Source organism: bacterium, from assembly GCA_021372775.1.
In the GTDB taxonomy this organism is placed as follows: Bacteria; Acidobacteriota; Polarisedimenticolia; order J045; family J045; genus JAJFTU01.
In genome coordinates this window covers 1-5,760 of the sequence record JAJFTU010000449.1, presented here as the reverse complement: position 1 = coordinate 5,760, position 5,760 = coordinate 1, and the positions used below count along the sequence as shown (strand labels likewise).

Genomic DNA, 5,760 nt, shown 5'->3' with positions numbered 1-5,760 from the left:
GCTCGAGCAACCGGACACGTTCGTGCGCACGAAGCACTACTGGTGGTTCGTCCGGATCGAGATCATCTATCGGCCGGATGACTGCACGATCGTCGTCCATCCGTGGTGGCTGCAGACCAATCTGAACGGATCGAACGACCTCTTCGACCGACGCTGGAGCGAGAACTTCTGGCCGGATCCGTGCGTGGCGAAGAAGTGAGCGCGCGGCGGCGTCCGGCGAGGATCTCCGCGCTGCCGGCGTCCGTCGCGGGGCTTCGTCGCGGGATCGGCGGACGTCAGTCCACGAGGCCGGCGAGCTGGAGGCGGCGGCGGGCTTCGGCGCGGGGAAGGTCGAGGTCGCGGGCGTAGCGGCGGAGGGCGCGGCGCTCGTCGCCGTCTTCGCTCTCCAGCGCGTTCTTCCAGCGGGCCTCGGTCTCGGGATCGGCGCGGCGCGGCGCGGGGGCCGCGGCGGCGCCTTCGGCCGCGCCGGCGACGACGACGACGATCTCGCCGAGGACTTCGCCGCGCGCCTCGATCATGGCCGCGAGCTCGCCGAGCGTCGCCGAGACGATCTCCTCGTGGAGCTTCGTCAGCTCGCGGCAGAGCGTCGCGGGGCGGTCGCCGAGGACCGCCGCGGCGTCGCGCAGAAACTCCGCCAGGCGGTGCGGCGCCTCGTGGAAGACGAGCGTCTCGGCGCGCGGGGCGAGCTCCGCCAGCTCGCGGCGGCGCTCGCCGGCCTTCGCCGAGAGGAACCCCGCGAAGGTGAAACGGTCGGCGGGGAAGCCGGCGACCGAAAGGGCCGCGGCGACGGCCGACGGGCCGGGAATCGGCGAAACGGCGATCCCCGCGGCGCGGGCCGCGGCGACGAGGCGGTGGCCCGGATCGGAGATCGCGGGGGTGCCGCCGTCGGTGACCTGCGCGACGCTCTTGCCGGCGAGCAGCTCGGCGACGATCCGCTCGAGCACCTGCGCCTCGTTGAACTTGTGGCAGCTCACCTGCGGCTTGGCGATGCCGAGGTGGTTCAGCAGGTGCGCGGTGCGGCGCGTGTCCTCGGCGGCGATCAGGTCCACGGCGCGCAGCGTCCGCGCGGCGCGGTCGGTCACGTCGTCGAGGTTGCCGAGCGGCGTGGCGACGACGAAGAGCGTGCCGGGGACGACGTCGGCCACGGCTCAGGCCTCGACCGCGAGCCCCGCGCCCTCTTCGACGCGGCCGATCGGCCAGATCTCGAAACCCTCGGAGAAGGCCGCGCAGCGGAAGGTCGTCTCGGCCGCGGGCGGGACCGCGAGGAGCAGGCCGCCCGACGTCTGCGGATCGGCGAGGAGCAGGCGATCGACCTCGGCCAGCCGCTCGAGGCCGGCGATCCGCGGCGCGGCGGCGGCGAGGTTGTCGTGCGCGCCGCCGGGCACGAAGCCGGCGGCGGCGAGGTCGCGCGCGCCGGGGAGCAGCGGCGCCTGCGGCCACTCGACGACGAAGCGCGTCCCGGAGGCCTCGGCCATCTCCAGCGCGTGGCCGGCGAGGCCGAAGCCGGTGACGTCGGTGCCGCCCTTCACCCCCGCGGCGACGGCCGCGCGCGACGGCCCGCCGGAGAGGCGCGTCATCCAGCCCAGCGCGGCGCGGGCGACGTCCTCCGGCGCGCGCTCGTTCTTGAGCGCGGTGGCGACGACGCCGACGCCGAGCGGCTTGGTGAGGTAGAGGCGGTCGCCGGGGCGCGCGCCGCCTTTGAGGATCAGCGCGTTCTCGTCGGCGAAGCCGAGGACGGCGAGGCCGAACTTCGGCTCGGCGTCCTTGACCGTGTGGCCGCCGGCGAGGACCGCGCCCGCCTCCTGGACCTTCGACGCGGCGCCGGCGACGATCGCGGTGAGGATCTCGACCGGCAACTCGGCGGGGAAGGCGGCGATCGAGAGGGCGAGGAACGGATCGCCCCCCATCGCGTAGACGTCGGACATCGCGTTGGCCGCGGCGACGCGGCCGAAGTCGCCGGGGTCGTCCACGATCGGCGTGAAGAAGTCGAGGGTCGCGATGAGCGCGCGCCCGCCCCCGAGGCGATGCACGGCGGCGTCGTCGGGCCGGGCCAGCCCCACGAGGAGGTCGGGCCCGCCGGTGTCCGGGATCAAGGCGTTCAAGCCGCGCAGAACCTGCGCGAGGGGCTCCCGCCCCAGCTTGGACGCTCACCCGGCGCAGGAGGCCAGCGCGGTGAGGCGGATCTTGCGTCCCTCGTTCATCGGATCTCCGGCGGCGATTGTAGCCCGCGGCGCGGCCGACGACCGCGCGGTCAACGCGGGCGGCGTTTCCGCTTGGCTTGGAATTTCGCGCGGCGCTGGTCGCGGGCGGCGCGCGCGGCGGCGCGGCCGGCGGCCTCCGCGGCCGCGGCGTCGTTGGTCGGGGGCGGCGGCGCGGGACGCGCCGGCGGCGGCGCCGGGGGCGGCGGCGGGAGGACGCGCCGCCGCGGCAGGCGCGCGGTGTCGATCGGTGGCGCCTCGCCGGCCGACGCCTCGTCGCCGGGCGACCATTTGCCGTCGGGCGACGTCTCGGGCCCTGCCGACGCCTCGTCGCCCTCCGGGCGTCGGCCGTTCGTCGGGCCGTGCAGATGCGGCGCGGCGACCGGCTCGGCGCGCAGCGCCTCGAGGTCCGCGGCCAGCTCGTCGAACGACGCGGCCCGCGCGGCGCGGGGAAGACGGGCGAGGAGGCCCCGGTCGCGCGTCGCGACCTGCGCGTCGCGGCGTTCGAGGACGATCCGCTCGGCCTCGCGGACGACGAGGTCGTCGGCCTCGGCCGGCGGCTCGGCGTGCAGCTCGCGGACCCCCGCGGGCGCCGGGGTGCGGTCGTTCGGCGCGCGGCCGTCCCAGACCAGCACGACGTCGGCGCCGCGCAGCGCGCCCCATTCGGCGAGCAGCGCGCGCAGTTCGCCGCGCGCGGCGTGCAGCTCCGCCGGGGTCGGATCGACCCGTTCCCGCGCCGCGAGGGCGAGGAGAAGGTTGTAGCCGTCCACGATCAAGGCGCCGCGCATGGGCGACACTCTACCGCGCCGTCTCCCTCGCGTCCTCGTGACCGCCGACCCGCCGCTGCGCCGCTCCGCCGAATGCCGATGGGGGGCGGCGTCGCCGTCCGCGTAGGGGAGGCTGGCGCGCCCCGACGATCAAGGAACCGCGGAAGAAACCACCGCGCCTGCCTCCCGACCCGAAACCCGCGCAACGTTGCCTTTGAGCCGTCGAAAGACAAACGGACGTCGCAATCAGGTCGGGCTGGTGTGGTAAAACAGTCCGCCGGAGTCGCAATGATCTTCGATCCGCCCGAAGTCCGAGTCTTCACCATCGGCCACGCCGACCGCGCCCCCGAGGAGTTCTTGGGGATGCTGCGCGCCGCGGGGGTCGAGTTCGTCGTGGACGTGCGGTCGCGCCCGACGAGCCGCCGCGCGCCGTGGTCGGCGCGCCCCGTCCTGCAGCAGACGCTGGCCCAGGCCGGCGTCGGCTACGCCTACATGGGGGAGTCGCTGGGCGGCCTGCGCGACGACTTCGAGGCCCGGCGCGAGACGGTGGCCTACCGGACGGGGCTCGAAGAGCTGGCGCGGCTGGCGGCGGGGCGCCCGACGGCGATCCTCTGCGCGGAACGCGACCCGCGGGCCTGCCACCGCTTCGCCGTCGCCGACGACCTCGCGCGGCGCGGCCTCGTCGTGGTCCACCTCGTCGATCCGGGCCGCAACGAGCCGCACCCGCACCCGCTGACGTTCCGCTGAGCGAGCGGATCCGCGCGGCCCGCGGCCGCATTCGCGCGCCCTCGTCTCGAGGTTCCGCGCGACGGCGCGCCGCGGCGCCGAGGATCAGGACATCCAGTCGCGCGGGAAGCGGAAGTCGATTCCCACGGTGCGCGCCTGCACCTTGCAGATCAGCGGCAGGTTCCGCTTGAACTGCGTGCGGACGACGCGGCGCAGGATCCGGCGGACGACCTCCTCCGGCACGCCGAGCTCCGCGGCGGCCGTCTCGACCCGCCCGCGCTGGTCCACGATCCGGAACAGCACCAAGTCGGCCTGCTCGTAGGTCAGCCCGAGGTCGGCTTCGTCGGTCTGCCCCGGCCAGAGGTCGGCCGACGGCGGCTTCTCGATGATCTCGCGCGGCGTCCCGAGATGCGCGGCGAGCGTCCGCACGTGCGCCTTGTAGAGGTCGCCGAGCGGGTTGAGGTCGTACGCGCCGTCCCCCCAACGCGTCGAGTAGCCGAGCAGCAGCTCGGTCTTGTTGCTCGTGCCGCAGACGAGCGCGCGGTCGCGCATCGCGCGGTCGTAGAGGATCGTCATCCGCTCGCGGGCCATCTTGTTGCCGGCGCGCAGCGGGTCGTCGCACCCCGCGGCCTCCTTGAACGCGTCCACCATCGGCGAGATGTCGATCAGCTCCGAGCGGCAGCCGGCGACCTCGACGACCGCCCGCGCGTCGCGGACGCTCTCCGCGCTGCTCGTGCGGTACGGCATCAGCACGGCGAGCGTGTTCTCCGGGCCGACGGCGCGCGCGGCGAGGAGCAGCGCGACGGCGGAGTCGATGCCGCCTGAGACGCCGACGACGAGGCGCTCGAAGCCGGCCTTGGCCGTCTCCTCGCGCAGGAAGCCGACGAGAAGCTTCTCGAGCGTCGGCAGCGGCATCGGCGGGGGAAGCGTGGTCACGGCAGGTCCTCTCCGGCGCGGCGGCGGGCGATCCGGCGCAGCTCGCGCCGCAGCAGCTCGATCCGCTCGTCGCGCACGAGCGGGTAGGCGGCGCGCGCGAGGCGCGTCTCTTCCTGGTCGATCTCGGCGACGACGAGCGCCGGCTCGAGCGCCGGCGCCTCGGCGAGGATCTGCCCGCCGGCGCCGACGGCGAAGCTGGCGCCGCTGAAGGCGATCCCTTCCTCGAAGCCGGAGCGGTTGCAATAGCAGGCCGGGGCGACGTTGAAGCGGGCGACGACCTGCACGAGGCCGCGGACCGAGTCGGCCGAGAGCAGGCCGGTGCCGGCGCCGAGGCCGCGCAGCGGGCTGGCCGCGACGACCCAGAGCATCGTCGCGCCGTCCTGCGCGAGGACCATCGCCGCCGCGGGGTGCCAGACGTCCTCGCAGATCAGCGCGCCGACACGGCCGAAGCGGGTGTCGAAGGCGGCGAGCCGCTCGCCGGGGGCGAAGTCCATCGCCTCGTCGAACATCCCGTAGGTCGGCAGATGGCACTTGCGGTGGACGTGGACCAGCCGCCCGTCCTCGAAGTAGGCCGCGGCGTTGTGGAAGCGGTGGTCGGCCGTCTCCTCGACGAGGCCGACGAGGAACGGCAGCGTGCGGGACAGGGCGAGGAGGCGCTCGCGCGCCGGTCCCTCGCGGTCGAGCCGCACGGCGACCTCGGGCACGATGTCCCGCAGCCGATAGCCGGAAAGGGCGAGCTCGGGGAACAGGGCGACGTCGGCGCCCGCCGCGGCCGCCGCGGCGACGTGCCGCTCGGTCTCGGCGAGGTTGGCTTCGAGGTCGCCGAGTCGGGACGTGCACTGAACGAGGGCGATCTTCACGGGCCGGCTCCTTGGACTGCGCCGCAGGATGCGCGGGGCCGCGCGGCGGCGCAAGGGGCGCGCGGCCTGCGCGGCGCGCCGACGGCGGAAGCGCCGCGGCCGATCGAAGGGGCGCTTCAAACGGCGCGCGCGGATGACGGGGGGCGGCGCGCTGGCTATCCTTAGCGACTTGGGAGGTCGAATGGGCACCGTACGCATGCCCGCCGTCGCCGGCGCGTTCTACCCCGGCCGGCGCGAGGGGCTCGCCGCCGCGCTCGCGGAGTTGATTCCCGC

General features: G+C 75.1%; 7 protein-coding genes. 2 read left to right on the top strand and 5 right to left on the bottom strand.

All coding sequences use genetic code 11. The features are described from left to right. The coding region (locus LLG88_15335; protein ID MCE5248280.1) for a hypothetical protein at nt 1–199 on the top strand (199 nt) is incomplete at its 5' end. Nucleotides 200–275: 76 nt separating this feature from the next. Here the strand turns inward: LLG88_15335 and rsmI are convergent. Genes rsmI through LLG88_15320 form a run of 3 tightly spaced genes read right to left on the bottom strand, consistent with a single transcriptional unit; the run spans nt 276 to nt 2,986 of the window. Then, complete coding sequence (gene rsmI, locus LLG88_15330; protein ID MCE5248279.1) at nt 276–1,145, bottom strand: 16S rRNA (cytidine(1402)-2'-O)-methyltransferase; 870 nt, start codon at nt 1,143–1,145, stop codon at nt 276–278. A gap of 3 nt (nt 1,146–1,148) precedes the next feature. Continuing rightward, the gene (gene selD, locus LLG88_15325) at nt 1,149–2,201 is read right to left on the bottom strand and encodes a selenide, water dikinase SelD (GenBank protein MCE5248278.1); all 1,053 of its coding nucleotides are present in this window, start codon (nt 2,199–2,201) and stop codon (nt 1,149–1,151) included. A 50-nt stretch (nt 2,202–2,251) separates the two neighbouring features. After that, a complete protein-coding gene (locus LLG88_15320) occupies nt 2,252–2,986 on the bottom strand; it encodes an NYN domain-containing protein (protein MCE5248277.1) in 735 nt (244 codons plus the stop codon). Nucleotides 2,987–3,253: 267 nt separating this feature from the next. Here LLG88_15320 and LLG88_15315 point away from each other — a divergent pair, with 267 nt between their 5' ends. Continuing rightward, on the top strand, nt 3,254–3,712 hold the full coding sequence (locus LLG88_15315) for a DUF488 domain-containing protein (protein MCE5248276.1): 459 nt from the start codon (nt 3,254–3,256) through the stop codon (nt 3,710–3,712). Nucleotides 3,713–3,796: 84 nt separating this feature from the next. Here the strand turns inward: LLG88_15315 and LLG88_15310 are convergent, their stop codons facing one another. Then, nucleotides 3,797–4,606, bottom strand: coding sequence for an NAD+ synthase (locus LLG88_15310; protein MCE5248275.1), 810 nt, complete (start codon nt 4,604–4,606; stop codon nt 3,797–3,799). 17 nt (nt 4,607–4,623) lie between these two features. Further along, complete coding sequence (locus LLG88_15305; protein ID MCE5248274.1) at nt 4,624–5,487, bottom strand: carbon-nitrogen hydrolase; 864 nt, start codon at nt 5,485–5,487, stop codon at nt 4,624–4,626. Nucleotides 5,488–5,760: the final 273 nt, after the last annotated feature.

Excerpts from the sequence above, each read along its gene's own strand:
- LLG88_15310 (MCE5248275.1), bottom strand. The coding sequence starts at position 4,606 with ATGCCGCTGCCGACGCTCGAGAAGCTTCTCGTCGGCTTCCTGCGCGAG.
- LLG88_15315 (MCE5248276.1), top strand. The coding sequence starts at position 3,254 with ATGATCTTCGATCCGCCCGAAGTCCGAGTCTTCACCATCGGCCACGCC.
- LLG88_15320 (MCE5248277.1), bottom strand. The coding sequence starts at position 2,986 with ATGCGCGGCGCCTTGATCGTGGACGGCTACAACCTTCTCCTCGCCCTC.